Raw genomic sequence first — 25,084 nt, 5'->3', positions numbered from 1 at the left:
AGGTTAATTTTTCTAATCTATTCTATGCATGAGTTTAGCAGAGCACGATTTTTCCGCCGGTTTATCTCATCTCCTGGCGGCCCGCAGAACCCGCCGGCTCTCGAAAAAGCGGGCGCGCGCGATGTTAGACATAATTTCTAACGATTTTTTTTCGCCGCTCAACGCATCTCTAGCACGCGCCGGCCAATGTATTGTTATAACAGGATCCCGCGGTCTGGCGAGCGGCGAAGGCCGGATATCAAGCTGCGCGCCGCTTGTCCAACGGGGCCCGGCAAGAAATGGCCAGCGTCTCCACGTCTCATGCAGCGCAAAGCAGCAATAAACTGACGCAGTTCACAACTTTGCTATAATCCTTTTACTCAATGCAAAGATTCTCTGTTAATCAACGGCGCAGCGCCTTGCTGCCGATATCTTGATGGGGCCTATGGACAGCAATAATAACGACAAATCAGATGACGCATTGCCGGCGAACCAAGACCGCCGCGATAACGACCACCAAGACCAGCCACCGGCCCATGGCCGGCAAGATGAAGACAACCAGCCCGACGAGGAAGGCGATAAGCAAGACGACTCGTCGGAGCCGCCCCGTAAAGGTCCCGGTAAAAAGCCTCTGATCATTTTGGCCGTGGTGGTGCTGCTCCTCATCCTGGTGGCGCTTTACTTTTGGTTGTCCACCCGTAATCAGGAGACCACCGACGATGCTTATACCGAAAGCGACGCGGTGACCATCGCGCCGAAAATCTCCGGTTATGTGGCCAACCTGGCGGTCAGGGATAACCAGCGCGTGCATAAAGGGGATTTGCTGGTGCAAATAGACCCAAGGGATTATACCGCGCAGCGGGACCAGGCCCTGGCCCAGCTGGGTCTGGCCCAGGCGCAGCTGCACCAGGCCCAGGTGCAGTTGGACCTATCCCGCGTGCAGTATCCGGCGCAGCTGGCGCAGGCCCAGGCGCAACAGGCCCGGGCCGAGGCTAATCTACAAAATGCCGAAGCGGAATATCGCCGGCAGCGCGGCGTCGATCCCCGGGCCACTTCGCAGCAAAATATCGACAGCGCCAACGCGCAGCTGCGCGCGGCCAGCGCCGATGTCGCCAATGCCCGCGCCCAGGTGCAGGTAGCCGCTCAGGTGGCGCTGCAAATCCGCCAGGCGGAGACCACCGTCGAGGCGCGCCAGCAACAGGTGCAGCAGGCGAAAGCGCAGGTGGAAACCGCCGATTTGAATCTCTCCTATGCCGACGTCCGCGCGCCGTTCGACGGATTCGTCACCCGCCGCAATGTGCAGCCCGGCATGCTGGTACAGGCCGGCGGCGCCCTGATGTCGGTGGTCTCACCGGATGTCTGGGTGACGGCCAACTTCAAGGAGTCGCAGCTGGAGCGCATGCAGCCCGGCAACCGGGTGGATATTGAGGTGGATGCCTACCCCAACCTGAAACTGCACGGCCATGTGGACAGCGTGCAGCAAGGTTCCGGTTCGCGCTTTTCAGCGTTCCCGGCGGAAAACGCCACCGGTAACTTTGTGAAAATCGTGCAGCGGGTGCCGGTGAAAATCGTCATCGACAGCGGACTGGATCCGAATATGCCCCTGCCCCTCGGCCTCTCGGTGCAGCCCAAGGTATTCCTGAAATGAGTGACGATCGGCACTGGCGGCCGACGGGCAACCCCTGGGTCGTGGCGTGGGTAGTGACCCTGGCGGTATTCATGGAGATCCTGGATACCACCATTGTCAATGTCGCCCTGCCCCATATCGCCGGAACCGTATCGGCAAGCTACGATGAGTCCACCTGGGTGCTCACCTCGTATCTGGTGGCGAACGGTATCGTATTGCCTATCTCCGCCTTTCTGGGCCGGGTGTTCGGCCGCAAGCAATATTTCCTGCTGTGTATCGCCATGTTTACCGTCTGCTCGTTCCTGTGCGGCATCTCCACCGAACTGTGGCAAATCATCTTATTCCGGGTGCTGCAGGGGTTTTTCGGCGGCGGACTGCAGCCGGTACAACAATCGGTGCTGCTGGATTATTTCAAGCCCGAAGATCGCGGCAAAGCCTTCGGCCTCTCCTCTATCGCCATAATCGTGGCGCCGGTGCTGGGCCCCACCCTGGGCGGCTGGATCACCGACAATTACAGCTGGCGCTGGGTGTTTTTGATTAATATTCCCATCGGCGTCCTGACCCTGGTGGCTATTTACCAACTGCTGGAAGACCCTCCGTGGGAACGCCGGGTCAAAGGCCATAAATTATCCATTGATTTTACCGGCATCGGCCTGATAGCTCTTGGCCTGGGATGTTTGCAGGTCATGCTGGACCGCGGCGAGGACGATGACTGGTTCTCGTCCAATTTTATCCGTCTGTTTGCGGTACTGACGGCGGTAGGCATTGTGGGCGCCGTCTATTGGCTGCTTTACGCCAAAAAGCCGGTGGTGGATTTACGCTGTCTCAAAGACAGAAATTTCGCCGTCTCCAGCCTGCTGATGGCCGGCATGGCCATGATCCTCTACGGCAGTTCGGTGGCGATACCGCAGTTGGCCCAGCAGGAGCTGGGCTATACCGCCACCCTCTCCGGCCTGGTGATGTCGCCGGGGGCGATTTTAATCGTCCTGTCCATCCCGCTGGTGATAAAACTGATGCCCATCGTTCAAACCCGCTGGCTGGTGGCTTTCGGCTTCACGTTACTGGCGCTGGCCTTTATCTATTCCAGCCGGCTGGTGCCCAATGTAGACTATCTGACCCTGGTCATGATGCGCAGCGCCCAATCCATCGGACTGGGATTTTTATTCGTGCCCCTCACCACCGTGGCCTATATCACCTTGGCGCCGAAGCTCAATGCCGACGCCTCGGCGCTGTTTACCATGTTCCGCAATGTGGCGGGGTCCGTCGGGATTTCCCTTTCCACCGCCGCCATTACCGAACGCAGCCAGGTCCACAGCGCGTATATGGTGCATAACATGTCGCCGCTTAATGAGCAATTCCAGCAGGCGGTAAATACCAGCGCGGCGGCCATCCGGGACTTTTCCCTGCAAATAGGCGACCCGCTGCAAATAGCCACCGGCAAGATGTACCAGCAAATGATTATCCAATCGCGGATTATGTCCTATATCGACGTGTTTTCCATTTGCGCGGTGGTGGCGTTTATCCTGATTCCTTTCTGTCTGTTGCTTTCGCCGGTGAAGAGCGAAGGCAGCGTTGGAGCCCATTAGTATGCCGGCCCGTTTGTTAAAAGCTCAATTGCAGCACGCTCCCCGCCTGCGCCGTTTCGGCCTGGGTTTGCTGGCGGCCATGATAACCGCCTGTTCGGTGGGTCCGGATTACCGCCCCCCATCACCGGTGACCCCCGCCGCGTTCAACAATCTCGACAACGGCGGCAAAAACCGGTCCGCCTCCGCTACCCTGGCGGCGCTGCCCGATCCGTCCTGGTGGCACAGCTTTAACGATCCGCAGCTCGATAGCCTGATAGACCGGGCCATCGCCGGCAATATCAATCTGCAGCAGGCGGTACTGCGTATCGCCGGCGCCCGTGAACAAACCCTGCAGGCCGGCGCCGCTTACCTGCCGTCGGTGCAGGCCAAGGCCAGCGCCCAGCGCGAGCAGCTGGGTCTGGCGGGCCAGCTGGATTCGGCCCATGTCGACACCTCAAGCGTGGCGAGTCTTAGTCCGCAGGCAGCCTCCGCGCTGGATACCCTGACCCAGCCGATAAGCCTGTATCAGGGCAGTTTCGACGCCAGCTGGGAGCTGGATCTTTGGGGAAAAGTCCGCCGATCGGTGGAGATGGCGCAGGCGCAAAGCCAGGCTTCGGTTGAAGAACGCAACGATGCCCTGGTGTCCCTGGAGGCGGAGGTGGCGCGGACCTATTTGCAGCTGAGGGGCGCCCAGACCGTGGCGCAGACGCTTCGCACGCAAATCGATGTCGCGGAACAGTCCCTGGAATTGACCCGCAGCCGCCAGCAGCACGGTCTGGCGCCGCAGTATGATGTGGAAAACGCCGCTGCCCAGCTCGGTTCGCTGCGGGCGCAGTTGCCGCAGTACGAAGCGGAACAGCGTCAGGCGATGAACGGATTGGCGGTATTGCTGGGACAACCTCCCGGCACGCTGGATAACGAACTACGCCAAGACAAGCCGCAGCCCGCCGTCCCGGCCGCCGTGGCGGTGGGCGTGCCGTCAGCCCTGGCGCGACGCCGTCCCGATGTGCGCCAGGCGGAAGCCAATCTGCATGCGGCCACCGCCAATATCGGCGTCTCGGTGGCGCAATTGTTCCCTGATTTTTCCCTCACCGGCCAGTTCGGCATGCGCAATACCGAGGCGGATTATCTGACCCACTGGAGCAGCCATTTTTACAGCTACGGTCCCCAGGTGTCGCTGCCGATTTTCCAGGGCGGCCGGCTGGTGTCAAGCGTCCGGCTGGCCCGGGTGCAACAGGCCAATGCGGTCTTGTCCTACCGCCAAACCGTCCTGACCGCGTTGCAGGATGTGGAGAACGCGCTGGTGAGCTACCGCACGGATCAGCAGCAGGTGGATGGCCTGGAGCAAGCCGCCGCGTCATTTCAAAACGCCTTCAATTTATCCAGCGAAAGCTACCGCCAGGGACTGACGTCATTTATCACCATGCTTGATGCACAGCGGCAGCTGGCCCAGGCCCGCCAGCAGGTCGCCGCCGCCCGGGTCCAGACCGGCATTGATCTGGTGGCGCTTTATAAAGCCCTGGGCGGAGGCTGGGAACCCTACACGCAGGTGAATTTACCTAAGTATCCGGTGTTCGGGCCGGCGGAAACCGTAGCGTCCGGCACCCAAAAGTAAAAAAACCAAAAAAGTAAACAACTTATCCATTACCGTCAAAAAAATTTGACCTCCATCACATATTTTTGTAGCACAATACCTAAAAACAGGAGAAAATTACGGCAACTTAATCAACGGGAGGATGGTTCCACATGAGTACGCTGGCCGCAGGCTTTGTGATGATGCGCTGGGAATTGCTCAGTGCGGTGATGATGTTTTTCGCTAGCACGCTAAATGTTGTATGCCGTAGATCCAGTAAAAATGCCCTTGCCTTTATCTTCACCGGCGTAGGCATCAGCATGGCCTATTGGTTTGTCGCCGGGTTGCTGGGCATTACCCTCTCGATGGAGCTGGCGCACTGGCGCGATATCTGGGCCGGTCTGAAAGAGCTGGGGGAATATATTATCGTCCACACCCCGCCGGACTGGCAGATTACCTGATCCGGGCCTTTACCGGACGCCCATTCCGCTAATACATTTTAACGACCCACGCATTCAGACATGGCGCATTCAGCCAGGTCTTTTGCTGTTTAAAATCCCTTAACCGATTTTATCGGTTCGCCTCCGTCCCCCATCCGTTCCCTCATTTCATACCCGATTTCAACACGTGCGGCTTTTCGTTTCTCCTCGGACCCCGGTTCATTTCCGCCAAGTTCCGGGCGGGCTTGACGTTTTCGGCAATTCCCGCGAAACCTGACAGGATAAAATAAACCTTGCCAATGACTGTACCGATCGGTACAGTCTTCTCTTCACTCACCGAAAAGGCACTCATCATGGCTAACCTGGTTCCCCCCTTTACGCTGGAGACTGCAATCGCCAAAGTCCGTTTGGCGGAAGACGGCTGGAACAGCCGTGACCCCCGCCGAGTCTCCCTGGTCTACTCCGAAGACACCCAGTGGCGCAACCGTGCTGAAATTGTTACCGGACGCGAGGAAGTGGTTGCCTTCCTGACCCGCAAATGGGCCAGGGAGCTGGATTATCGGCTGATCAAAGAGCTATGGGCATTTACCGGCGCCCGAGTAGCGGTACGTTTCGCTTACGAATGGCACGATGACAGCGGAAACTGGTTCCGCTCCTACGGCAATGAAAACTGGGAGTTCAATGAGCAAGGATTGATGTTCCGCCGTTTTGCCTGCATCAATGATTTGCCCATTACCAGCGACGATCGCCGGTTTTTCTGGCCGCTGGGCCGGCGTCCGGACGACCACCCCGGCCTGTCCGATTTTGGTTTGTAGTGGTTCGCGGTAACTGCAAGGCATTCATTCATTGAACAGCAAAGAAAACGCAAAAACCGAGCTGGTGGCCCGCATTGCCGAAATATTCCGCGAGTGCGGCTTTGAGGGCGCCTCCCTCAGCCGCATTACCGAGGGTACCGGGCTGGGCAAAGGCAGTCTTTATCACTTTTTCCCCGCCGGTAAGGAGGAGATGGCCGCTGAGGTGCTGCTGCATATCCACCGCTGGTTCGCCGGGCATATTTTCCTGCCGCTGGAACAGGAGAACGCCTTCGGCGCTCTGGATGACATGTGGCGGGAAGTGGATGACTATTTTCAATCCGGTAAACGCGTTTGCCTGGTGGGGGCGTTTGCCCTGGACGGCACGCGGGATCGGTTCGCTACCGCCATCAGCGGCTATTTCAGGCGTTGGATAGCCGCGCTGGGGGGCGCCCTGCGGCGCGCTGGGGTTGACGACGCCACCTGCGCCATCCTGTCGCAGGAGGTGGTGGCTGGTATCCAGGGCGCCCTGATCCTGGCCCGCGCCCTTGACGACGCGGAGTTCTTCTCCAAGAGCCTCCTACGCTTGCAAAGGCGCGTCAACGAGCAGTTGGCAGCGCGCTAGGGATACTTATCATTGGCATACCGGCAAGGCATTTCAATGGCGCAAGCAGCCCTGGAGACTTTAAGCCGGCGTTTTCCTGTTCCCAGCCGCCGGGAAAAATGCCAGTATGGCTTGGCCACTGTCACCCTAACATTGATTGTAAAGGAAGCCTATGCTGAAAATACTCGGCAGATCTTCATCCATTAATGTGCGCAAGGTCCTATGGGCCTGCGCGGAGTTGGGCATCGAATATCAGCGCGAAGACTGGGGCAACGGATTCAAATCCACCCACAGCCCCGAATTTCTCGCGCTGAATCCTAATGCCATGGTTCCGGTTATCCAGGACGAGGATTTTGTCCTATGGGAATCGAATACCATTATCCGTTACCTGGCGCGCGCCTACCGCGGCGAATCGCTATACCCGGCGGCCCCCAAGATCCGGGCCGGCATCGACCGGTGGATTGATTGGCAGGCCGCCGATCTCAATCCCGCCTGGAGCTATGTTTTCAGCGCCCTGGTGCGGCACAATCCCGAGCATCCCGATCCCGAACGCATCAAGGCCGCCGCCGCAAGCTGGGCCGGCAAAATGTCGATCCTGGAGGGCCAGCTCAAGGTCACCGGAGCCTTTGTCGCGGGTCCGGCATTTACCCTGGCGGATATCCCCATCGGCCTGTCGGTGCACCGCTGGTTTTCCACCCCGCTCCAGCGCCCCGACCTCCCGGCGGTGAGCGCCTATTATGAACGATTAAGCCTGCGGCCGGCTTTTATCGCCCACGGCAGAAACGGACAGCCCTAATCGCCAGGGGAAAGACCGGGGTTTAACTCCGGTCTCAGACTGCTGACAAACATGCCCGAAGCCAATAAGGCGGGACAGGCTGCTAGAAGAGTAAACCGTCCGCGCCAGGGATGGCGCGGATCGAGCCCCCAGGGAAGGGTTTACGGCGTGTTTACGATCTGGCAGCCTGTCTCGACCGGGCACTTTGTCAACAAGCTCCGACCGGGGTTTAACCCCGGTCTCAGGGCTGTTTCAACGCCGTTTGCGCCACATACGGCTTCATGATCTCATCCGCCTGGCGCTGGGCATCCCTTGCCGCATCCGCCACCAGGCGCGATTTGTCTGTGACCACCGACGCCAGCTGATTCTCCATGGCCTGGCGTACCGCCACCGTCTCATAGGTGGCATACCAGGGATGGGCATACTGCAGCTGTTTCAGCGCCACCGCCGCTCGCGGATCCTTGGCAAGATAATCCTTCATGGCCGGGGTATCGTAAGCGGCCATGCGCGGCGCGAAATAACCAGTGAAACGGCTCCATTGACCGTTCACGTCGGGGCTGGTGAGATAGGTGAGGAATTGATAGGCGGCGGCCTTTTGCGCTTCGCTGATGCCTTTAAAACTCACCAGGCTGGCGCCGCCGATAATTACCGCCTGGCGCTGCTGGACCGGCATCATCGCCACCTCCATGGTAAAATCGCGGCTATTATCGCGCATAAAGCCTAATGCGCCGGTGCTCAGCAACGCCATGCCCAGTTTACCGGAGAAAAACGCTGCGCTGATTTGTTTGGTATTCAATACCCCCGCCGGCATCACCCCGTCGCGATACACCAGATTCTGCCAGAACTGCAAGGCGCCCCTGGCGCTGGGAGTGTCGTAATACACCTCCCCCGGATAGTTGTCGTTAGACCAGTTGCCGCCGTTGGCGTGGGTCAGCGCGGAAAGCATCCAGCCGCCGTAATCGTCATTGGTGGACGGAATCATAATGCCCCACTGGCCTTTATCTTTATTGGTGAGCTTTTTGGCGTCCTCCGCCAGTTCCGACCAGGTCCGCGGCGGCTGGCTGATGCCCGCCTGTTGGAACAGGTCGCGGTTGTAATAAAGAATGGGGGTGGAATTATGAAAAGGGATGGCATAGGTCCGGCCCAGCACCTGGGCATTCTGCTGTACCGCGGGCCAGAAGTTTTTTTGCAGGAAATCCGTCGCCGATTGCTTGTCCGCCGAGAATTTAAATAGTTCATCCATGGGCAAAATTTCATCCTTCAGCGCCAGATCGACGGTAAAATTGGCGGACATGATCACCAGCGCCGGCGGGGAGCCCGCCTTGGCCGCCGACTCCGCCTTAACCTTGGTGGTATCGTAGCCACCGGTAAAAATGCCCCGCACCTCGACCTGCTGCTGGGATTGATTAAATTCTTTGATGATGCGGGTCATTTCCATCGTCAGCTTACCGTCCACCGGGGCGGGAAACATAAAGTCAATGGCCTGTGCCCCCCAGGCGCCGCCGCTTGCCGCCACGCCGCCCATCAATAGCATCCACCCTGATATTTTCATTTATTGCTCCCCTAAAAGCGTATGTTGGTTAACCACCGAAAACAGATAACAATCCAGCGGTGAAAACGAGAGAGAAATCTCCTGGCCGGGGGCCGGGATAGCGCCGCGATTTTCCCGGCGGTACTGAATAACCCCCGCAGGGGTGTTTAATGCGATGAGATACTCAGCGCCGTGCAGCTCTCGCCGCACCACCCGGCCGTGCAGAAAACCGTTTTGCCGATCCTCCGCCAAGTGCTCGGGACGTATGCCGAAATAGACTTCCGTTTCCCCGTAATCCCGCGCTGCATAGCCCGCCGGCCCGTCGATGGGCCGCCCCGCCAGCCAGGCCTTCCCGTCGCCCCAAGGCAGCTTGAGGATATTCATGGCCGGTGTGCCGATAAACCCCGCCACGAACAGATTGGCCGGTCGCCGGTAAAGGGATTCCGGCGTACCGATTTGTTGCAGACGGCCCTGATGTAAAACCGCGATACGGTCCGCCATGGTCATGGCTTCGATTTGATCATGGGTAACGTAAACGGTACTGATCTTCAGCTTCTCATGCAGCGCCATGATGCCGTCGCGGACTTCGCCGCGCAGCCGGGCGTCAAGATTGGATAACGGCTCGTCCATTAAAAACAGCGCCGGTTCGCGGATAATGGCCCGCGCCATGGCCACGCGCTGCCGCTGGCCGCCGGAAAGCTGGGACGGTTTTCTATCCAGCAGCGGCTGCAATTGCAACAGGTCCGCCACCTTGGCCAGCCGTTGGGGGAATCCCGACGCCGGCTCGCCGCGTATTTTCATGCCGAACAGAATGTTATTTCTCACCGTCATATGAGGGAACAGGGCATAATTCTGGAAAATCAGCGAGAAATTGCGCTCCCGCGGCGTCCGGTTGACGATATCGCCGCCGTTGAACAGCATGCGGCCCGCGGTGGGCTGCTCCAGGCCGGCCACTATCCGCAACAGTGTGCTTTTGCCGCATCCGGAGGGTCCTACCAACACCAGGAATTCCCCTTCCCGGATGTCCAGCGTCACCTCCCGCAGGACATCCACCTCGCCGAAGCGCTTGGTCAAGCCATCGATTGCCAATAAAGACATCAGAACGTATCCAGCGGGCAGCTGATTCGCGGATCGTATAACCAGGGCCCGGCATAGTGCGCCAGGGAGTGGTAGCTGCTCACCAACCCCACCCCCTCCACCAGGTTGTGCATCATCATGGCGCCCGGTTCCAGACTGTAATAAGCCCGTTCGTCCGAATGGTAATAAGGCACCTGATGCACGGTGGCGGGCGCGGAGCAAATCAGCGCCTGCCGGTACTGGGTGGCAATCATGCGATGCACATGGCCGCAGAATACCCGCGTCAGGTGAGCGAAGCGCTCAATCAGCGCCAACAGCGCCTTGCCGTTGTCACAGGCAATGGGGTCCATCTGCGCCGAGCCGAACGCCAGCGGCGGATGATGCATGAAAACATAGCTCTCTTTATCGTCCCGGGATAACGCCCGCTCCAGCCAGCGCAGGGTATTTTCACTTAAATGTCCGTGGGCGGCGCCGGTCACCGAGCTATCGATAAACAGCAGCCGGACCGGGAAATCGTCCACTTGATAGGCGATATTTTCCGGATCCTGGCCCAGTTGCGGACAAAGCTCACTGAAGGCGTCAAGGAAAAAAGCCTTGTTATCATGGTTGCCGGGAATGACATAGAGCGGATAGTTCAGCATGCCCAGCATGCGGCGGGCCAGGCGATATTCCCCCGGCTCGCCGCAGTTGGCGATATCGCCGGTGACGATCACCGCATCGGGCCGTTCCGCCAGCGCGTTGATCCGGTTGATGATTTCACCATTGGCGGCATTGACATCGATAAAGTCATATAGCTTCGTTCCCTGCTGGCGAAAGTGAAGATCGGAAAGTTGGGCAATGAACATAGTCGTCCTCTTATTTGATACCGGAGAAACCAAAACCACTGAGAAAATGCTTTTGACACAGAATGAACGCCACCATCAGCGGCAGGCAGACCATCAGGGATCCGGCGCTGATAAGCCCCCACTGGCCGCCGGATTCCGCTCCCAGGGCAAAAGAGGCCAAACCCACGGTAAGCACCTGTTTATCCGGGTCGTTCAAGACCATCAGCGGCCAGAGAAATTCGTTCCAGTGATAGGTAATGGAGACAGTGGCGAACGCCAGCAGCGCGGGCCGGGTCATAGGCAGCAGGACATGCATCACCACCTGCCACCAGCGGCACCCTTCCATCAGCGCCGCATCCTCCAGTTCGCGCGGGATATTGAGAAACGCCTGCCGCATCAGGAAAACGCCGAAGGCCGAGGCGAAATAAGGCAGCATGGTCCCGGTCAGGGTATTGAGCAGGCCGAGCTGGTGCAACGTCATCATATTGGGCACCATGAGCATGACCGGCATGATCATCAGTTGAATCAGCAGCAGGTAAAACAGCGTGGTTTTGCCGTGAAACTCGTGATAGGCAAACACATAACCCGCCGTGGTAATGGTCACCAGTTGCACCGCAAACGTCCCCAGGGCGAAAATCAGCGTATTGGCATACAACCGCAGCCAATCGGCGCTCTCCCATGCCTCCTCCAGCGTGCCGAAGGTCAAGGGCCGGCGGGGCAGGATCGACGCCATGGCGGGGGAAAAACTGTCGGCGCTGAACGCCGATGAGATCATCCAGAATATCGGCGTTAGCCACAGCAGGGCGGCGCAGATCAGCAGCAGCGAGAGGGTGCGCAGCGGGAATCGCTGTTTAACGTTCATAGTGCACCCCTTTTTCCAGGGTGCGCAGATTGAGGATGGAAATCACAAACAGGGCGAGCATGGTGAAGAAGGTGGCGGCAGACGCTTTACCGAAATCGTGGCTGTTGTTGGCCAGGTTCTGGATATAAAACAGCACTACCGAAGTGGCGTTGTTGGGACCGCCCTGGGTCATGATGACCACATGATCAATTTGGGTAATGGCATAAACCAAGGCGATGATAATGACAAAATTCAGGGTCGGCCTGAGCAGCGGCAAGGTGATATAAAAAAACACCTGCCGCCGGCCGGCCCCTTCCATAATAGCCGCTTCCCGCGGCGAAGCCGGCAGGCCTTGCAGGGCGGCCAGGAAAAACAGCATGTAATAGCCGGCAAACTTCCAGATACCCACCGCCGCCAGGGCAACCATCGCGCTATTCCCCATGCCGAGGTAATTCACCGACAGCGGACCGACCGCTTTGCCCAGGTAATAATCCAGCAGGCCCAGGTTGGGAATGAAAATAAACGTCCACAAGGTGGCGGCGCTCACCAGGGGAATAATGGTAGGAAAAAAAAACGCCGTGCGCAGCCAGCGATTTACCCTGGTGTTCTCCGTCAGCCACACCGCCAGTACCAGGGCCAGCAGAATACCGGGTATCACGGTCAGCAGGATATAAACGCCGTTATTTCTCAGGGACAGCCAGAATACCGGGTCTTGAAACAGGCGGATAAAATTATCCATGCCGACGAAAGGCGGACTGTCGGTGGAAAGCCTGGAATCATGCAGGCTGTCAATCAGGGCGCGGATTAACGGCAGATAGGTGAAACCGACGAGGAAAATAAACGTGGGTGCCAGCAGCAAATAGGGAAAAAGGCGTTTGCGCATAAGAAGACTTCTGCATCACGGCTTCAAGTGCATCCTATCCTATAGGCCGTTTTTGACAGTTTTAAGTCAGTGATGCTTAACGCCCCGCTTACTTCCTTCTTTAACTCAATAACCCGGCGCAGACGTTGATGGAAAGGCCGAGGATAACCAGATTGAAAATAAAGGATAATACCGACTGCAGCAGCGCGATGCGCCTGACGTCCGAACTGCCGATGGCGACATCGGCGGTTTGCGACGCCACGCCGATGGTAAAGGAAAAATATAAAAAGTCCCAATAGCGGGGTTTGCGTAAATCATTGGGAAAGAGGAGCGCCAACTCCGGCTGCGCGCGGGTTCGGTAAAACAAATGGGCATAATGCATGGCGAATGCCGTCGGCAACAAGGCCCAGGACCCTATCAGCGTCGTGCCGGTCAAGACCAGGTGCATGACCTTAGATGTGCCCGACAAGTGTTTTACCGTGCTCAGTTCCAGCAGGATCACCAGGATGCTTACCAGACAGGTGACGCTCACCAGCGACAATACCGTACTGGCGCTCTCGTCCTGTATACGGGCAATATGCCGGATATCTTCCTCCTGGGCTCGCATCATCAGCCACCAGAGGAAGAATAGGTATAACCAGGCCAGCACATTCCAGGCAATGGTCAGGCGCATCAGCGTCGAAAAGCTCGCGGGCAAGAAAAAATAAGCCAGAATCCCGGCGCCGACGGCTATTAGCAGCCTTGGACGGGCGGTCAGATAATGTTTTACCGGATGTAGCAAAAGCAGACTCATGGATTGGACCGTGCCTTGAAGAAGATGATGATAGCGTAGCCTACCGGGAGCCGAACGCCAGTGGCCGCGACGGGGGCCGGCGGAAGCATACGCAAGAAAACCGGTCCGGACCGGTTTGAGTTTGCTAACAAAGTGCCCGGTCCGGGCCATTTTTTATCACAAGGCGCACTCGCGGCAAATCACCGCCGCGATGGCTTCAGCGGTATTCAGCGTCCGGATCTCATTAAACAGCGCCATCGCCTGGGGGTACTCCTTTCGCAGGAAACCCAGCCATTGCTTAATACGCGCGACGTGATACATACCGGTATCGCCGGATTTTTCCAAACAGGCATAACGATGCAACAGGGCCACCACCGACGGCCAGGGCATGACAGGCTCATTATATTTCAACACCCGGCTGAGATTCGGCACGCTTAGGGCGCCGCGTCCGATCATCAACGCATCGCAGCCGGTGACGTCCCGGCAATCTTGGCCGCTTTGCCAGTCGCGGATCTCGCCGTTGGCGATAACCGGAATGGTCAGGCGCCGGCGAATGGCGGCAATAGCCGGCCAGTCGATGCGCTCCGCCCGATAGCCGTCTTCCTTGGTGCGGCCATGAACCACCAGTTCGGTAGCCCCCGCCTGTTGTACCGCGTCGGCGATTTCCAGGCTCCGCTGGGAAGAGTCCCAGCCAAGCCTGATTTTCACCGTGACCGGCAAAGATGCCGGGACCGCCCCGCGCATCGCTTTGGTCCCCTGGTAAATCAATTCCGGATCCTTAAGCAGCGTCGCCCCGCCGCCGCTGCCGTTCACCGTTTTCGACGGGCATCCGCAGTTAAGATCGACACCGGGCGATCCCAGTTCCACCGCCCGCGATGCATTCTCCCCCAGCCACTGCGGATATTGACCCAGCAATTGTACCCGCACCGGCGTACCGTCAGGGGTCAAGCCGCCCCGCCGTAGTTCAGGGCACAGTCGATAGAAGCTTTTTACCGGCAGCAGGCTGTCCACCACCCGCAGGAATTCGGTGATGCACAAATCGTAATCGTTAATGCCGCAGAGCAATTCCCGCATCAGTGAATCGAGAACGCCCTCCATGGGGGCCAGTAATACGCGCATGAGATATCCGCAAAAAAGATCGCGCCATAGTAGGGGATTGGAACGGGGAAAATCAATGGCTATTAACGAAGCTCAAACGGGGCGTGTTAAAGGGAGAGCGCCCCACTGCGCGGTAAGCCCGCTATCACTCATCGTGCAACGAATCTGTTAAAGGGAAACCGTGTTTGCCGAGGCCGGGTCGAAGCAGGCGTGGTTTTCCCGCCTGCTCGAGCGCCCCACGGCGCGGTAAGCCCGCTATCACTCATCGTGCAACGAACCTGTTAAAGGGACACCGCTCCCTATTTCTTATTGCCGCTACGGCTGTCCCGCGCGCCGGATCCGGCATAGGAGGAAGACGAACCGGCTGAGCGGCGCGGGGCGCCGCTTCGGCCGGGCTGCGAAGCGCCGTCGGCGTCACGGCGGCGCTGGGGCGGCCTGGCATCACGGCTGCCGCTCTCGCGGGAACCGCCGTTGCCATCCCGCGCGCCGCCGGATGAGGCGCCGCCGCGCGCACCGCCCCGGGACGGAGCGCCGCGTGAAGGACCGCTGGAACGACTGCCGCGGCCGGTCTGCAACGGCTCGGCTTTGATGGTCGGATCGGGATCGTATCCCGGCAGCGCAATGCGCGGAATTGGTTTTTTCAGCATACGTTCGATATCGCGCAGCAAACCGTATTCATCGACACACACCAGCGACAAGGCTTCGCCGGTAGCGTCGGCACGGCCGGTACGGCCGATGCGGTGTACATAATCTTCCGCAATCTGCGGCAGTTCATAGTTGACCACATGGGGCAGCAGATCGATATCCAACCCGCGGGCGGCGATATCGGTGGCCACCAGCACACGGATTTCTCCCTGCTTGAAATCCGCCAGCGCCCGGGTACGCGCGCCCTGGCTTTTATTGCCATGGATCGCCGCCGACTTGATGCCGTCTTTATTCAGCAGCTCCGCCAGATGATTGGCGCCATGCTTGGTACGGGTGAAGACCAGCACCTGGCGCCAGTCGTGATGGCCTATCATATAGGACAGCAATTCACGCTTGCGCTTTTTATCCACCAGATGAACACACTGCTCAATCTGATCGGCAGCGGCGTTACGGCGCGCCACTTCCACCAGTGCAGGATTGTTCAGCAAGGTATTGGCCAACACCTTGATATCATCTGAGAACGTCGCCGAGAACATCAGGCTCTGCTTCTTCGCGGGCAACAGCTTCATCACCCGGCGGATATCATGGATAAAGCCCATATCCAACATGCGATCGGCTTCGTCCAGCACCAGGATTTCCACCGCCGACAAATCGACGGCGCGCTGCTGCGCCAGATCAAGCAGGCGGCCCGGTGTCGCCACCAGCACATCCACCCCGCCACGCAGCTTCATCATTTGCGGATTGATACTGACGCCGCCAAAAACCACCAGCGAACGAATGGACAGCTTGGTGCTGTATTCAACCACATTCTCGCCAATCTGCGCCGCCAGTTCCCGGGTCGGCGTCAAAATCAGCGCCCGTACCGGACGGCGATTTTTGGCCAATGGGTTTTGGCTCAGCAACTGTAGTATCGGCAGGGTAAACGCGGCGGTTTTGCCGGTGCCGGTTTGTGCACTGGCCATGATATCACGGCCCTGCAGAATATAGGGGATTGCCTGTTGCTGTACCGGCGTCGGCTGCTCGTAGCCCTTGTCGGATAACGCACGCAAAATCTCAGCACTCAGGCCAAGTGAATCGAATGACATAATATTGAAAAACTCCAGATCCGCCCCGACGTCGCCAGCCAGTCTGCGCTCAGGGGGATAATCAGATGGGAGGCTAAGCCTTTCCATGGTGAACGGACGAAAACTATTACAAGGATTGTAGCAAAAATAGTAACAAAATGGGATGGGTATCGGATAAATAACTGTAATTCGGTTGTCGTTACATGGTCCGTTGGCAATTGCGCCAGCGAACCCGCTTGGTCCAAAAATGCGATAACCCTCAGCCGGCGTTCAAAAATTTATTCAGGAACTGCCGCGTGCGGTCGTGTTGGGGATGGGTAAAAAGATCCTTGGCGGCGCCCTGTTCGGTAATCACACCGTTATCCATGAATATGGCCCGGTCAGCCACGTCACGGGCAAAACTCATTTCATGGGTAACGATAATCATGGTGCGTTTTTCCTCCGCCAGCGCGCGGATAGTATTCAATACCTCCCCCACCAGTTCGGGATCCAGCGCCGATGTCGGCTCATCAAACAGGATAACCTCAGGACGCATCGCCAGCGCGCGGGCAATGGCCACCCGCTGCTGCTGGCCGCCGGAAAGACGTTTGGGATAGGCGTCCTCCTTGCCGCTCAAGCCCACCTTTGCCAACAGGGCCCGCGCCCGTTCGATGGCCTCTTCCCGCGGTTCGCCCTTGACCACCACCGGCCCTTCGATAATGTTTTCCAATACCGAACGGTGCGGAAACAGATTGAAATTCTGAAAAACAAAGCCCACCTGCTGGCGCAAAGCCCGGATCTGCCGCTTTTGCGCGCTTAGGGGCCGGGCGCCGTCGATAAGGACCGAACCCACTTTAATGGTGCCGCTGTCCGGTTCTTCCAGCAGGTTGATACTGCGCAGCATGGTGGTTTTGCCCGACCCGCTGGGACCGACAATCGCCAGCACGTCGCCGGTTTCCACCGAAAGATCGATGCCGTTAAGCACCCGGTGGCCGTTAAAGGTTTTTACCAGCTGCCTGACTTCAATAGTGCTCATGACGACTCCCTTTATGCTTCCAAGAGCACAGGATTATACGGTGGGGTGATAAGCAAACAGCGCCGGCGAACCGCCGGTATGCACGAACAGGATGGGACCGTCGGGAAAACGGGATTGATTGACGCCGTCTATTAATCCCGCCATGGCCTTGCCGGTATAGACCGGATCGAGCAAAATTCCCTCCAGCCGCGCCACCAGCTTGATAGCCGCCAGCCCTTCCTCGTTGGGCATACCGTAGCGGGGAGCGAAATAATCATCCCACAGGGTAATTTTCGCCAGCGGCTCATGGCAATCCAGCATCAAGGCCAATTGCTCCTGCAGGGCCGCCACTTTCGGGCGTTGCTGTTCGGCGCTGCGGGATACCGTCACGCCGATAACCAGGGTTTCCGGCAGCAGGGTTTGCAGCCCCAGCGCCAGGCCGGCATGGGTGCCGGCGCTGCCCGACGCGGTCACCACGCTGCCCGGACGAATCAGACCGTCGCACTGGTGGGCAATCTCCACCCCGCAGCCGACATACCCCAACGCCCCCAGCGCGTTCGAACCGCCCACCGGCACCACATAAGGCCGAAATCCCTGCGCTTCCAGGCGTTCGGCGATATCCGCCAGCTGTTGATCCGGCTGGTCGAGGGTTTCGCAGGACATCACTTCCACATCGAACAGATCCAGCAGCAGCCGGTTGCCGTTGGTAAGATAATTGTCGGCGCGGGTGCCGATGGGATTTTCCAATAGCGCGACGCAGCGCAGTCCCAGTTTTGCCGCCACCGCCGCCGTCTGGCAGACATGATTGGATTGAATGGCGCCGGCGGTCACCAGGGTATCGGCACCCTGGCGCAAGGCATCGGCGGCAAGGTATTCCAATTTGCGCAGCTTGTTGCCGCCCATAGCCAGAGGCGTAACATCATCCCGTTTGATAAAAATTTCCCGGCCGAGATAGTCGGAAAGCCGTGTGAGGTATTCCAGCGGCGTCGGCGGGCCGATAAGATCCAGGCGCGGAAAGTTCGCCAGTTGCTGTGATAAATCCACTATCTGTCTCCGGCGCCGGCGGGGACGCTAACGGCCTCCCTGCCGGCGCGCGCCAAAGGTCAGCGGCGGTTGCCGAAAATGCGCAGCAGCATCAAAAACAGGTTGATGAAGTCAAGATAGAGGGTCAGCGCGCCGACGATGGAGTATTTGCGGTAGCTATCCTTATCATCCGCTGAAAGTTGCGAACCCATATATTTCAATTTCTGGGTATCGTAGGCGGTCAGGCCGACAAACACCAGTACGCCCAGATAGGTTACCACCCACATCAGCTGGGTGCTTTTCAGCCAGATATTCACCACCGATGCCAGTACGATACCGATCAGCGCCATGAACAGCAAATTGCCGAAGCTGCTCAGGTCGCGTTTGGTGGTATAGCCGTAGAGACTCATAGCGCCGAACATGCCGCCGGCCACCACAAAGGTCCCGGCAATGGACGAGGCGGTATAGATGATAAAAATGCTCGACAGCGTCAGCCCGGTGAGGGCGGAATAGAGCATGAACAGCCCGGTGGCCACCGTGCCGCTCAGGCGGTTTACCATGCCGGAAATCACGAACACCAGCGCCAGCTGCGCGATAATCAGGCCGAAGAAGGTGATCTGGCTAGAAAAAATCAGATTCAGCACCGCCGGAGTACGCGCGGCGTACCAGGAAACGAAAGCGGTTAAAAACAATCCGCAGGTCATCCAGCCGTACACCTGGGCCATAAATGGCTGGATACCGGCATCAGCACGTTCCACAATGGAACCCTGAGAACGGGGGAATCGATCCATGACTATCACCTTTAACGTATAGGGAAAACCAAGGCCGCAATAATGAAGCGGTTACGGCCCGCCTGAATATAGTCTACCATAAAGCTTACCACAAAAAACGGCGCGCCAATAAAGGACCCGCCGCAAAAAAAGCGGCAATGGCCGCTGGATAAAGCGGGCCGTTAACCGGGCCGCCGGCGGTTTAAAACCGTCGTTAATCAGGCCGCCAGCGATCCGCCGCCTGGTGATCGCCGGGGCGGGCATCCAGCCAGCGGCTGCCGTCCGGGGTGGTCTCCCGCTTCCAGAAGGGGGCGCGGGTTTTGAGATAATCCATGATGAATTGCGCGGCATCAAACGCCGCGCCGCGATGGGCGCCGCTGACGCCCACCAGGACTATCCGATCCCCCGCCCGCAGCTCGCCCACCCGATGAATCACCGTTACCCGCTGCAGCGGCCAGCGCCGCCGGGCTTCTTCCACGATATCCGCCAGGGACTTTTCGGTCATTGCCGGGTAATGCTCAAGGGTCAGGGTCGTCACCGCGTCCCCCAGGTTATGATTGCGTACCTTGCCGGTGAAGGTCACCACCGCGCCATCTTCGTCGCAGGCCGCCAGCCAATCGTACTCATCCGCCATATCGAATGGCTCTTCGCTGACACGGATACGGGTATTTACCATATCAACCCCCGGTGACCGGTGGAAAGAACGCCACCTCGTCGCCGGCCGCCACGGGATGATCCCGGCTGACCAGCGTCTGATTCACCGCCGACAGCACTTTGCCCGGTTCCAGCGCCACGGACCAGCGTTCGCCACGCTCGCACAACGCCAGGCGCAACGCCTCCACCGTGCCGTAGGCGCTGTCCAGCGTCAGGCGATCCACTCCCACCGACTCCCGGATCCGGGCGAAAAAAAGCACCGTGATCATCAGTTCGCCGCCTCGAATTCGCCGGATTTGCCGCCGCTTTTCGCCAGCAGCCGCACCGGGCCTATGACCATATCTTTTTGCACTGCTTTGCACATATCGTAAATGGTCAGCGCCGCCACCGACGCGGCGGTGAGCGCCTCCATCTCCACGCCGGTCTTGCCGGTAAGACGGCACCGGGTCTCGATACGCACCCGGTTATGGGCGGTTTGCGCTTCCAGATGCACTTCGACGTTGCTAAGCGCCAGCGGATGGCACAGCGGAATGAGTTCCCAGGTCCGTTTAGCGGCCTGTATACCGGCGATGCGCGCAACGGCGAAGACGTCGCCTTTATGGTGTTTGCCTTCGATAATCATGGCCAGGGTGGCGGCGGACATGGCGACAAAGGCCTCGGCCCGCGCTTCGCGCCGGGTCTCTTCTTTGGCGGAAACGTCCACCATAAACGCTTCGCCGTCGGCATTGATATGAGTGAGGGATGACATTATGTGCTCCTTGCCGGGTTTCAGCCGCCGATAAACGAAAGATTCCGGGTACTGCCGGAATTGCCCTGATGCAGAAAATGGGTTTGTTTTTTCATTTGCAACCCACCGGCAATGCGCAGTTTCAACGCCGCAAGGGACGCGTCGCCATCCAGCAAATCCCGCAAAGGGATGCCCTCTTCGCCGAACAGGCAGAGGTGCAGGTTGCCGGTCGCCGATACCCGCAGACGGTTGCAGCTGGCGCAAAAATCCTTGGAGTAAGGCATAATCAGGCCAATCTCTCCCTGATAGTCAGCATGGCGGAACACCAGGGCGGGACCGTCGGTACGCCCGCGCGGCTGCAATTCCCAGCCAAGGGCCAGCAAGCGCCGGCGAATGGCATCGCCGGAAACGTGACGTTGGCGAAACAGCTCCGCGCCGTCGCCGGTCTCCATCAATTCAATAAAACGCAGTTGGATCGGACGTGGTTTAATCCAGTCCAGGAACGCATCAAGATGAATATCGTTGACATCGCGCATCAGGACGGTATTCACCTTGACCTTGGAAAAACCCGCGTCAAACGCCGCATCGATGCCGGCCATGACCTGCAGGAACTTGTCCTGGCCGGTAATGGCCTTGAACTGGCGCGCGTCCAGACTGTCGACGCTGACGTTAAGCGCCGTCAGGCCGGCGTCGCGCCATGAAACGATATCCCGCGCCAGCCGATAGCCGTTGGTGGTCACCGCCAGAGTGGTGATGGATGAATGGGAGCGTACCGCGGCAATGATCTCGCAAAAATCGCGGCGCAGCGAGGGTTCGCCGCCGGTGAGGCGGACTTTTTCCGTTCCCAGTTCGGCAAAGGCCCGGGTCACGCGCCGGATTTCGTCCGGCGACAGGAAGCTTTTGTTGGTGTTTCCGTTGGGCCGGTAGCCGTCGGGCAAACAGTAGGTACAGCGGAAATTGCAGACATCCGTGACGGACAGGCGCAAATAATAAAATTTGCGCGCAAACGCATCAATGAGTTGTGGCACCGTTAACACCTTTCCAAATACGGGAGATGCGGACATTTCTATCCTGCACCCTGGCGGCCTTTAGGGGCCACGGCCAATACACCCTATCGTTCCCGGAGGAGCCACTTAGGCGTAAAGGCTAGGAGTTAGGGTTCACGCGCCGAAAGCATCGTTCCAGCGGTAAAACCTGGTTTAAAAATCATTCTAATCCTAATCATGCTCCTTAGCCATGACTGAGTCGGAGAAATTTCGCTATATAAACATATATATAGCGTAATATTGATGTATTTATAGCCTGATTTTTCAAAAGATTGCGAGCCAATGCGCGTTAATCGGTTCGCAGCCTCGCTTTTAGTGCCGAATCCGCTATTTTAAGCATAACGGGGCTAATGTTAGCTATTCTGAGGAGCGTTATGGGCAATCCCACCCTGGCGGAACTGAACCATGTCGTGGCCCTGGGAGGCGGTCATGGACTGGGGCGGGCCATGTCGGCGCTTTCTACACTCGGCTCCGGTTTGACCGGTATCGTCACCACCACCGACAACGGCGGTTCCACGGGTCGGATCAGGCGGACTCACGGCGGCATCGCTTGGGGCGATACGCGTAATTGCCTGAACCAGCTGGCGTCCGGACCCAGTATTGCGGCGGCAATGTTTGAATACCGCTTCAGCGGCCGGGGAGAATTGGCCGGTCATAACCTCGGCAACCTGATGCTCGCCGCCCTGGATGATTTAAGCGTCCGCCCTCTGGAAGCCATCAACCTGATACGCAGTCTACTGAAAGTGGAGGCGCTGTTAATCCCCATGTCGGAACAGCCGGTGGATTTACAGGCCAAAACCGCCGGCGGCGAAATCATATACGGCGAAACGGCGGTGGATAATCTGAAGGAGCTGCCGGTAAGCCTGCGGCTGTGCCCAACGGTGGCAGCCACTCCGGAAGCCCTGGAGGCGATATCGGCGGCGGACCTTATCCTGCTGGGACCCGGCAGCTTTTTCACCAGCCTGATGCCGCTGCTGCTGCTGCCGGATCTCACGGAGGCCCTGCGCCAAAGCCGGGCCCCGCTGATCTATATCGATAACCTCGGACGGGAGCTGAGCATCGCCGCCGCCAATCTGCGCCTGCGGCAAAAACTGGACATCATGGAACACGCCATAGGCGTGGGGCAAAGAATCGATGGGCTGATACTTGGTCCGGACAGCGATACCTCCGACGTGGAACACCGTCTGAGGATACAACAGCCACTGGCCGCCGGGGAGATCCCTCACCATCATGACCGGAGGCTGCTTCGGGACGCGCTGGAGAAGCTGTTATCCCTGGGCTCAAGCATGCCAGCCGCCGTTACGAGATGGCGATAAAGTGTTCCCGCATGGCGTGTATTTCGTCCCGTACCGCCGCCGCCTGTTCGAATTCGAGATTCTGCGCATGCGCCTGCATTTTAGCTTCCAGCTCGCGTATTTTCTGATCCACGGCTTTTGGCGTCATCGCGCCGTAATGAGCCGCATCTTCCATAGCCTTGCGTTTTTTCTGTTTGGCATGGGCCGGGGATTGGCCCAGTTCCATGATATCCGCCACTGACTTGTTGAGGGCCTGGGGGATGATGCCGTGTTCCAGGTTATAGGCATGCTGTTTAACCCGCCGGCGTTCGGTCTCGTCAATGGCACGGGCCATGGAAGGGGTGATCTTGTCGCCATAAAGGATGGCCATGCCGTTCAGGTTACGGGCGGCGCGGCCAATGGTCTGGATCAGGGAACGCTCCGAACGCAGGAAACCCTCTTTGTCGGCATCCAGAATGGCCACCAGGGAGACCTCCGGCATATCCAGCCCTTCCCGCAGCAGGTTAATCCCCACCAGCACATCAAACTCTCCGAGCCGCAGATCGCGGATGATTTCCACCCGCTCCACGGTCTCAATGTCCGAATGCAGGTATCTCACGCGCTCGCCATGCTCTTCCAGATATTCGGTCAGGTCTTCCGCCATGCGCTTGGTCAGGGTGGTCACCAGCACCCGCTCGTTAATCAATACCCGCTTGCGGATCTCGGATAACAAATCGTCCACCTGGGTGGTAACCGGCCGCACCTCGATTTGCGGATCCAGCAGCCCGGTGGGCCGCACCAGCTGATCGATAACTTCGCCGCCGGTCATTTCCAGTTCATATTTCCCCGGGGTGGCCGAGACGTAGATGGTCTGGGGCGCCAGGGCGGCGAACTCCTCGAATCTCAGCGGCCGGTTATCCAGGGCGGAAGGCAAACGGAAACCGTACTCCACCAGGGTTTCCTTGCGCGCACGGTCACCTTTGTACATCCCGCCGATTTGCGGAATGGTGACGTGGGATTCATCCACCACCAGCAGGCCGTCGGCGGGCAGGTAATCGAACAGGGTTGGGGGCGGTTCTCCCGGCCCCCGGCCGGAAAGAAAACGGGAATAGTTTTCGATGCCGGAACAGTAGCCCAGCTCATTCATCATCTCCAGATCGAACTGGGTCCGCTGCGACAGGCGCTGCTCTTCCAGCAGCTTGTTGTCCGCCAGCAGGTTCTTGCGGCGATCCGCCAGCTCCACCTTGATGTCTTCCATCGCCTGCAACAACCGTTCCCGCGGCGTGACGTAGTGCGTTTTCGGGTAAATGGTATAACGCGGCACCGTCTGCACCACCTGGCCGGTCAGCGGGTCGAACAGGGACAGTCGTTCCACTTCCTCATCGAATAATTCCACCCGCAGAGCGATTTCATCGGACTCCGCCGGAAAGATATCGATAACCTCGCCACGCACCCGGAAGGTCCCCCGCTGAAAAGCCTGATCGTTACGGCTGTACTGGAGTTCCGAAAGCCGGCGCAGTATGGAGCGCTGATCGATAATCATTCCCCGCGTCAGATGCAGCATCATTTTCAGATAGGCGTCCGGATCGCCCAGGCCGTAAATTGCCGACACCGAGGCCACCACAATGACGTCGCGCCGCTCCAGCAGCGCTTTGGTGGCGGACAATCGCATCTGTTCGATATGCTCGTTCACCGAGGCATCCTTTTCGATAAAGGTATCCGAGCTGGGAACATAGGCTTCCGGCTGGTAATAATCGTAATAGGAGACGAAGTACTCCACCGCGTTATCGGGGAAAAACGCCTTCATTTCGCCATAGAGCTGGGCCGCCAGGGTCTTGTTCGGTGCCAGGACCATGGTGGGCCGGTTGAGATCGGCAATCACGTTCGCCACGGTAAAGGTCTTGCCCGAACCGGTCACACCCAATAACGTCTGGTGGGCCAGGCCGTCCAGCAGACCCTCTTCCAAACGACGGATAGCCTCCGGTTGATCGCCGGAGGGCTTGAAGCTCGAGTGCAGTTTGAACTCTTTACTCATTTACTGGCTACCTGCTGGAGAAATGAAAGACGGGATAACTCTACGGGATAACTCTACAGGATAATTCTAGAGTATGGGAACAGAGCGGTTATTTTGCCAGCACATCGGCACTGGATACAAAACCAGTATTATAATACCCTATCTCGGCGCGGGTGCAAAGATCGACAACGATCCGGATTTGGAATTTTCGCCGCTTCCATTCAGACCTTTGGAAAGATTTTCTTACAAAGCGTTATGAAATTCATCCGACGGTAAAGAATGTCGAAAAATGACATTGGATTGACAAAGCTTGTACAAATTTGCTTGATTTTAATTAACCAATTGTATTTATAGCGATTAAAAAAAGCGTGGAGAATACAGGCAAAATGCGGCGAGGCCGCGTCTGGTCTCGCCTACGCATGCTTTTCTAAACCTAATGCACACGGTTATCCACAGGAATGGTGGATAAGTCCCACCGCGCCGCTGGCCGCTTGCATTCCGTAAAGCCGAGAAT

At 58.2% G+C, this 25,084-nt stretch carries 25 protein-coding genes and 1 riboswitch; of the genes, 8 read left to right on the top strand and 17 right to left on the bottom strand.

What is annotated here, in order from left to right; translation table 11 throughout:
• Positions 1-415: 415 nt before the first annotated feature.
• The 4 genes from ACL2XJ_RS15665 to ACL2XJ_RS15650 all read left to right on the top strand — a co-directional run bounded on the left by ACL2XJ_RS15665 (position 416) and on the right by ACL2XJ_RS15650 (position 5,205).
• Positions 416-1,627 carry an HlyD family secretion protein gene (locus ACL2XJ_RS15665; protein ID WP_413723742.1) on the top strand — a complete coding sequence of 404 codons (1,212 nt, stop codon included), beginning with the start codon at positions 416-418 and terminating at the stop codon, positions 1,625-1,627.
• Entirely contained in the window at positions 1,624-3,192 is a 1,569-nt protein-coding gene (locus tag ACL2XJ_RS15660; RefSeq protein ID WP_413723741.1) for a DHA2 family efflux MFS transporter permease subunit, read from the top strand. Before ACL2XJ_RS15665 ends, ACL2XJ_RS15660 begins: the two co-directional genes overlap by 4 nt.
• Position 3,193: 1 nt before the next feature.
• Positions 3,194-4,786 (top strand): efflux transporter outer membrane subunit, encoded by a 1,593-nt coding sequence (locus ACL2XJ_RS15655; RefSeq protein ID WP_413723740.1) that lies wholly within the window; start codon positions 3,194-3,196, stop codon positions 4,784-4,786.
• Between the two features lie 131 nt (positions 4,787-4,917).
• A complete protein-coding gene (locus ACL2XJ_RS15650; RefSeq protein ID WP_132922725.1) occupies positions 4,918-5,205 on the top strand; it encodes a YjcB family protein in 288 nt (95 codons plus the stop codon).
• Positions 5,206-5,347: 142 nt separating this feature from the next.
• On the opposite strand, the gene ACL2XJ_RS15645 is transcribed toward ACL2XJ_RS15650, so the two are convergent.
• On the bottom strand, positions 5,348-5,539 hold the full coding sequence (locus tag ACL2XJ_RS15645) for a hypothetical protein (protein WP_413723739.1): 192 nt from the start codon (positions 5,537-5,539) through the stop codon (positions 5,348-5,350).
• Here ACL2XJ_RS15645 and ACL2XJ_RS15640 point away from each other — a divergent pair.
• The 3 genes from ACL2XJ_RS15640 to ACL2XJ_RS15630 all read left to right on the top strand — a co-directional run bounded on the left by ACL2XJ_RS15640 (position 5,538) and on the right by ACL2XJ_RS15630 (position 7,375).
• Entirely contained in the window at positions 5,538-5,999 is a 462-nt protein-coding gene (locus ACL2XJ_RS15640; protein WP_413723738.1) for a DUF1348 family protein, read from the top strand. The genes ACL2XJ_RS15645 and ACL2XJ_RS15640 overlap by 2 nt on opposite strands.
• 31 nt (positions 6,000-6,030) lie before the next feature.
• A complete protein-coding gene (locus ACL2XJ_RS15635) occupies positions 6,031-6,600 on the top strand; it encodes a TetR/AcrR family transcriptional regulator (RefSeq protein WP_413723737.1) in 570 nt (189 codons plus the stop codon).
• Positions 6,601-6,751: 151 nt separating this feature from the next.
• Positions 6,752-7,375 (top strand): glutathione S-transferase family protein, encoded by a 624-nt coding sequence (locus ACL2XJ_RS15630; RefSeq protein ID WP_413723736.1) that lies wholly within the window; start codon positions 6,752-6,754, stop codon positions 7,373-7,375.
• Positions 7,376-7,595: 220 nt separating this feature from the next.
• On the opposite strand, the gene ACL2XJ_RS15625 is transcribed toward ACL2XJ_RS15630, so the two are convergent.
• From ACL2XJ_RS15625 to moaA, 15 genes are all read right to left on the bottom strand, one after another.
• Complete coding sequence (locus tag ACL2XJ_RS15625) at positions 7,596-8,906, bottom strand: ABC transporter substrate-binding protein (RefSeq protein WP_132922730.1); 1,311 nt, start codon at positions 8,904-8,906, stop codon at positions 7,596-7,598.
• Complete coding sequence (locus ACL2XJ_RS15620; RefSeq protein ID WP_413723735.1) at positions 8,907-9,983, bottom strand: ABC transporter ATP-binding protein; 1,077 nt, start codon at positions 9,981-9,983, stop codon at positions 8,907-8,909.
• Complete coding sequence (locus tag ACL2XJ_RS15615) at positions 9,983-10,807, bottom strand: phosphodiesterase (protein WP_132922732.1); 825 nt, start codon at positions 10,805-10,807, stop codon at positions 9,983-9,985. The genes ACL2XJ_RS15620 and ACL2XJ_RS15615 overlap by 1 nt, the downstream gene beginning before the upstream one ends.
• A gap of 10 nt (positions 10,808-10,817) precedes the next feature.
• Positions 10,818-11,648, bottom strand: a complete 831-nt coding sequence (locus tag ACL2XJ_RS15610) for a carbohydrate ABC transporter permease (RefSeq protein ID WP_132922733.1) — start codon at positions 11,646-11,648, stop codon at positions 10,818-10,820.
• Positions 11,638-12,510: a carbohydrate ABC transporter permease gene (locus tag ACL2XJ_RS15605; protein WP_132922734.1), complete on the bottom strand. Its 873-nt coding sequence runs from the start codon at positions 12,508-12,510 to the stop codon at positions 11,638-11,640. Before ACL2XJ_RS15605 ends, ACL2XJ_RS15610 begins: the two co-directional genes overlap by 11 nt.
• Positions 12,511-12,610: 100 nt before the next feature.
• A complete protein-coding gene (locus ACL2XJ_RS15600) occupies positions 12,611-13,276 on the bottom strand; it encodes a DUF1345 domain-containing protein (protein ID WP_132927835.1) in 666 nt (221 codons plus the stop codon).
• 162 nt (positions 13,277-13,438) lie between these two features.
• Entirely contained in the window at positions 13,439-14,380 is a 942-nt protein-coding gene (dusC, locus tag ACL2XJ_RS15595) for a tRNA dihydrouridine(16) synthase DusC (RefSeq protein ID WP_413723734.1), read from the bottom strand.
• A gap of 278 nt (positions 14,381-14,658) precedes the next feature.
• A complete protein-coding gene (rhlE, locus tag ACL2XJ_RS15590) occupies positions 14,659-16,089 on the bottom strand; it encodes an ATP-dependent RNA helicase RhlE (protein WP_413723733.1) in 1,431 nt (476 codons plus the stop codon).
• Positions 16,090-16,327: 238 nt separating this feature from the next.
• Positions 16,328-17,083, bottom strand: coding sequence for an L-cystine ABC transporter ATP-binding protein TcyN (gene tcyN, locus ACL2XJ_RS15585; protein WP_132922737.1), 756 nt, complete (start codon positions 17,081-17,083; stop codon positions 16,328-16,330).
• A 33-nt stretch (positions 17,084-17,116) separates the two neighbouring features.
• Positions 17,117-18,106, bottom strand: coding sequence for a D-cysteine desulfhydrase (locus ACL2XJ_RS15580; RefSeq protein WP_203522270.1), 990 nt, complete (start codon positions 18,104-18,106; stop codon positions 17,117-17,119).
• A 59-nt stretch (positions 18,107-18,165) separates the two neighbouring features.
• Entirely contained in the window at positions 18,166-18,876 is a 711-nt protein-coding gene (locus tag ACL2XJ_RS15575; RefSeq protein WP_132922739.1) for a Bax inhibitor-1 family protein, read from the bottom strand.
• A 193-nt stretch (positions 18,877-19,069) separates the two neighbouring features.
• Complete coding sequence (moaE, locus tag ACL2XJ_RS15570; protein WP_132922740.1) at positions 19,070-19,531, bottom strand: molybdopterin synthase catalytic subunit MoaE; 462 nt, start codon at positions 19,529-19,531, stop codon at positions 19,070-19,072.
• A gap of 1 nt (position 19,532) precedes the next feature.
• A complete protein-coding gene (gene moaD / locus ACL2XJ_RS15565) occupies positions 19,533-19,778 on the bottom strand; it encodes a molybdopterin synthase sulfur carrier subunit (protein WP_132922741.1) in 246 nt (81 codons plus the stop codon).
• A complete protein-coding gene (gene moaC, locus ACL2XJ_RS15560; RefSeq protein ID WP_132922742.1) occupies positions 19,778-20,257 on the bottom strand; it encodes a cyclic pyranopterin monophosphate synthase MoaC in 480 nt (159 codons plus the stop codon). Before moaC ends, moaD begins: the two co-directional genes overlap by 1 nt.
• A gap of 20 nt (positions 20,258-20,277) precedes the next feature.
• Positions 20,278-21,264: a GTP 3',8-cyclase MoaA gene (moaA, locus tag ACL2XJ_RS15555; protein WP_413723732.1), complete on the bottom strand. Its 987-nt coding sequence runs from the start codon at positions 21,262-21,264 to the stop codon at positions 20,278-20,280.
• Positions 21,255-21,400: riboswitch (molybdenum cofactor riboswitch) on the bottom strand. (Overlaps the previous gene by 10 nt.)
• 256 nt (positions 21,401-21,656) lie before the next feature.
• On the opposite strand from moaA, the gene yvcK reads away from it, so the two are divergent.
• Positions 21,657-22,598: a uridine diphosphate-N-acetylglucosamine-binding protein YvcK gene (gene yvcK / locus ACL2XJ_RS15550; RefSeq protein ID WP_132922744.1), complete on the top strand. Its 942-nt coding sequence runs from the start codon at positions 21,657-21,659 to the stop codon at positions 22,596-22,598.
• Here the strand turns inward: yvcK and uvrB are convergent.
• Positions 22,582-24,591 carry an excinuclease ABC subunit UvrB gene (gene uvrB, locus ACL2XJ_RS15545; RefSeq protein ID WP_132922745.1) on the bottom strand — a complete coding sequence of 670 codons (2,010 nt, stop codon included), beginning with the start codon at positions 24,589-24,591 and terminating at the stop codon, positions 22,582-22,584. The genes yvcK and uvrB overlap by 17 nt on opposite strands.
• Between the last annotated feature and the right edge of the window lie 493 nt (positions 24,592-25,084).

This window comes from Sodalis sp. RH16 (genome assembly GCF_047324245.1).
GTDB lineage: Bacteria > Pseudomonadota > Gammaproteobacteria > Enterobacterales > Enterobacteriaceae > Acerihabitans > Acerihabitans ligni.
This window is presented reverse-complemented; position numbering and strand designations above follow the sequence as displayed.